The following is a 4,134-nucleotide window of genomic DNA, read 5'->3' on the forward strand; positions in this document are numbered from 1 at the left end:
TCCGTGCTCACCGATAGTTTTCGTTTCATGCGGATCCTGCACACCTCCGACTGGCACCTGGGCCGGTCCTTCCATCGGGAGGGCATGCTCGGGCACCAGGCGGCGTACGTCGACCATCTCCTCTCCGTGGTGGAGCAGGCAGAGGTCGACGTGGTGTGCGTCTCGGGCGATGTCTACGACCGTGCACTTCCACAGGTCGACGCGGTGCGCCTGGCCTCGGAGGCTCTCGCGCGGCTCGCTGCCTCGCGGGCGAAGGTCGTCATCACCAGCGGCAACCACGACTCCGCCCAGCGGCTGGGTTTCGGCTCCGAGCTGATCGACGCCGCCGGCATCTTCATCCGCACCGACCTGGCCGGGGTCGGACGTCCGGTGCTGCTCCCCGACGAGCACGGCGAGGTCGCCTTCTACGCTCTCCCCTACCTCGATCCCGACGCCGCCAGGGCAGCCTGGAGCCTGGAGTCGCGCTCCCATCAGGCCGCGCTCGGCGAGGCGATGCGCCGGGTCCGCGCCGACCTCGACCGCAGGGGTGCCCGCAGCGTGGTGATGGCGCACGCCTTCGTCACCGGCGCCGAGCCCTCCGACTCCGAGCGCGACATCTCCGTCGGTGGTGTCTCCATGGTGCCGGCCAGCCTCTTCGAGGACATCTCCTACGCCGCCCTCGGCCATCTCCACGGACGCCACACGATCACCGAGACGGTGCGCTACAGCGGCTCGCCGCTGGCCTACTCCTTCTCCGAGGCCAACCACCTCAAGGGGTCCTGGCTCATCGATCTCGACGAGTCGGGCTTCGTCGCCAGCGAGTTCGTGGAGGCACCGGTCCCGCGCAAGCTCGCGCGGCTGCGCGGCACGCTGGAGGAGCTCTTGAGCGACCCGCGCCACGAGGTCCACGAGCAGTCGTGGCTGCAGATCACCCTGACCGACCGGATCCGCCCGGCGCAGGCGATGGAGCGTCTGCGCCGGCGCTTCCCGCACACGCTCGTGCTGGGGTTCGAGTCCACCGCGCCGGTCCTGGGTGCGCTGTCCCGGCCTGATCCGTCGCGACCGCGACGCGACATCGACCTGGTGACCGAGTTCGTGGCGGAGCTGCGCGGCGAGCCGGCGGCCAAGGCCGAGCTGGCGCTGCTGCAGACCGCGGTCGACGCCTGCTGTGAGGACCCGGAGGTCGACACCCTCGACTCGGCCGCCGGCGCGGCCGAGGAAGAGGAGTGGCTCGAGGTGCTCTTCTGATGCGCCTCCACCATCTGGAGGTGACCGCGTTCGGCCCGTTCACGGGCACGGTGAACGTCGACTTCGACCAGCTCTCGGAGGCCGGGCTCTTCCTGCTCTCGGGCGCCACCGGCGCCGGCAAGACCAGCGTCCTCGACGCGGTCTGCTTCGCCCTCTACGGCGATGTCCCCGGAGACCGCTCCGTCGCGAAGCGACTGCGGAGTGACCGGGCCCCGGCCGAGGTCGCCACACGCGTCATCCTGGAAGCGACGCTCGCCCAGCGGCGGTTCCGGATCACCCGCTCGCCGTCATGGGAGCGGCCCAAGCGGCGCGGCTCCGGCACCACGACCCAGCAGGCCTCGGTCGTGCTGATGGAGCAGGTCGGTGAGGAGTGGCGCACCCTCACCACCCGCCTCGACGAGGCCGGCCACCTGGTCTCCGACCTTCTCGGCATGACGCTGACCCAGTTCGTGCAGGTCGCGATGCTCCCCCAGGGCCGCTTCCAGGCTTTCCTCCGCTCCAGCGCCGAGGAGCGTAAGCGCCTGCTCGAACGCCTCTTCCGCACCGAGCGCTTCGCCGACGTGGAGCGCTGGCTGCGGGAGCGCCGCGTCGAGCTCCGGCGGCGCTCGGAGGAGCTCAACGCCGGCGTCGCCGAGGTGGTCAGCCGGATCAGCGAGACCGCGGCCGTCACCCTCCCCGAGGACTGGGACGTCCACGACCTCGGCCTCCCCGCCGGCGACGGCGCGATCGCCACCTGGGCTCGCGCGCTCACCGAGGAAGCCACCGAGGCGCAGGCCGTCACCTCCGGCGCTGCGATGGAGGCATTGGCCGCCGAGTCGGAGACGCTGGCCGCGCTCGACGCCGCCCGCGCGATGGCCGAGAAGCAGCGCGGACTCCGCGCGGCCGCCGCTGCCGAGAGCCGTCTCGTCGCCGCTGCCGACGAGCAGGACGAACGCGTACGCCGCGTCGAGGCCGCCCAGCGCGCCGAGGCCGTCGCCGGGGTGAGCGAGCTCGCCGACCAGGCCCGCCGGGAGCACGCGGCAGCGGCCGCGCTGGCGCCGGGCGACCTGACCCTGAGCGAGGCCAAGGCGGCCGTCGACCGGATCTCGGCCCGCCTGGCCCAGGCCCGCGCGCTCGTGCCGGTCCAGCGCCGGCTCGGCGAGGTCACCCAGGAGCTTGCGACCACCGGTGCGCAGCGAGAGCGCGTGCTCGCCCAGATGCAGGAGCAGACACGGCTCGCCGAGGAGCTGCCGCAGCAGACCGAGGCCCTCGCCGCCGAGCTCGCGGCGGCCACCGAGGCGGCCGGGGCGATCCCGGTGCTTCGCGCCCGGGTCACGGCGGTCACCGAGGTCGGTCGGCTGACCGAAGAGCTCGCTGCGGCACGAGTCCGGCACGAGTCGGCTCGGACGGCCGCCATGGAGGCGCGCACCCACTATCTCGACGTACGCCAGGCCCGGCTGGACGGCATCGCCGCGGAGCTGGCCGGCGCCCTCGCGGTCGGCGCCGACTGCCCGGTGTGCGGGTCCCACGAGCACCCTCACAAGGCCTCGCCCGCCGACGGGGCGCCCGATGCCGCGGCGGAGAAGACCGCGCAGACGGCCTACGACAACGCCAGCGCCGAGGAGCACGCCCGCGACCAGCACGTGCGTGACCTCACCACCCGTCTACAGCTCGCCCAGGAGGCCGCCGGGGAGACCAGCGAGACGGCCGAGTCGTTGGCCGCGCGCCTCGCCGACCTGGAGCGTACGGCTGCCCGCGAGTCCGGCCTGCGCGCCCAGCTCACCGCCGCGGAGCAGACCCGGGAGCGTTCCACCGCGCTCCGTGCCGAGCTCGAGACCCGCGCCGCCGAGCTCGAGACCACGCTGCGTCATCTCACCGAGGAGCGGGAGCGTCTCGAGGAGCAGCTGAGCGACGTCCGCGACGAGCATGCCGATCTGGACGACCTGCTCGCCACGCTCGACCGCGACCACCGGTCGGCGACGACCGCCCTCGAGCGTCTCGAAGCAGCCGCGCGTGCCGCCGAGGCGCTCGCCGCGGCCGAGCGCACCCTCACCGCCACGGCTGTCCGAGCCGGCTTCGACACGCCCGAGAGCGCGCTGGCCGCCGCGCTCCCAGCTGACCAGGTCGCCGCCCTGAATAGCCAGATCAAGACCTACGCCGACAGTCTGGCCGCCGCGCGGGCGACCTTGGACTCCCCCGGCGCCGCCGAGATCCTGGCCACCGACGAGCCCGACCTGCCGGCGCTCTCCCTCGCTCACCGCACGGCCGCAGACGCCGCCGACGCCGCCCGCTCCGCGGCCGACACCGCCGCCAACCGCGCCGCCCGCCTCGACTCGCTGCAGCGCGACCTGACCCGCGCGCTCGCCGCCTGGGCGCCCGTACGCGACGACCTCGAGGTCGCCGCCCGGATCGCCGCCTTCGCCGAGGGGAAGAGCAGCGACAACCAGCTCCAGATGAGCCTGTCGGCCTACGTCGTCGCCTACCGCCTCACCCAGGTCGTCGCGGCGGCCAACGAGCGGCTCGCCAAGATGAGCGATCAGCGCTACGCCCTGGAACACTCCGCCGCCAAGGGCGCCGGCGACCGTCGCGGGGGTCTGGCGCTCCTGGTTCGCGACGACTGGTCCGGCGAATCGCGCGACCCCGCCACCCTGTCGGGCGGCGAGACCTTCGTCGTCTCCCTCGCCCTGGCGCTCGGCCTGGCCGACGTGATCATGAACGAGGCCGGCGGCCAGATGCTCGACACCCTCTTCGTCGACGAGGGCTTCGGCTCGCTCGACGCGGACACTCTCGACGACGTGCTCGACGTCCTCGACACCCTCCGCGAGGGCGGCCGCATCATCGGCGTCGTCAGCCACGTCACCGAGATGCGCGAACGCATCCCCACCCAGCTGGCGGTCACCAAGGGTCGCGAGGGCTCCACCCTCACGA

Annotated in this window: 2 protein-coding genes; both read left to right on the forward strand. The window is 73.3% G+C overall.

The window, feature by feature from the left end; genetic code table 11:
* The coding region (locus tag ACFVJS_RS26675; RefSeq protein WP_378886580.1) for an exonuclease SbcCD subunit D at nucleotides 1-1,227 on the forward strand (1,227 nt) is incomplete at its 5' end.
* Nucleotides 1,227-4,134, forward strand: a 2,908-nt coding sequence (locus ACFVJS_RS26680; RefSeq protein ID WP_378886581.1) for an AAA family ATPase, incomplete at its 3' end; no start/stop codon positions are given. The genes ACFVJS_RS26675 and ACFVJS_RS26680, both read left to right, overlap by 1 nt.

Source organism: Nocardioides sp. NPDC057772, from assembly GCF_042798075.1.
Taxonomy (GTDB): Bacteria; Actinomycetota; Actinomycetes; order Propionibacteriales; family Nocardioidaceae; genus Nocardioides.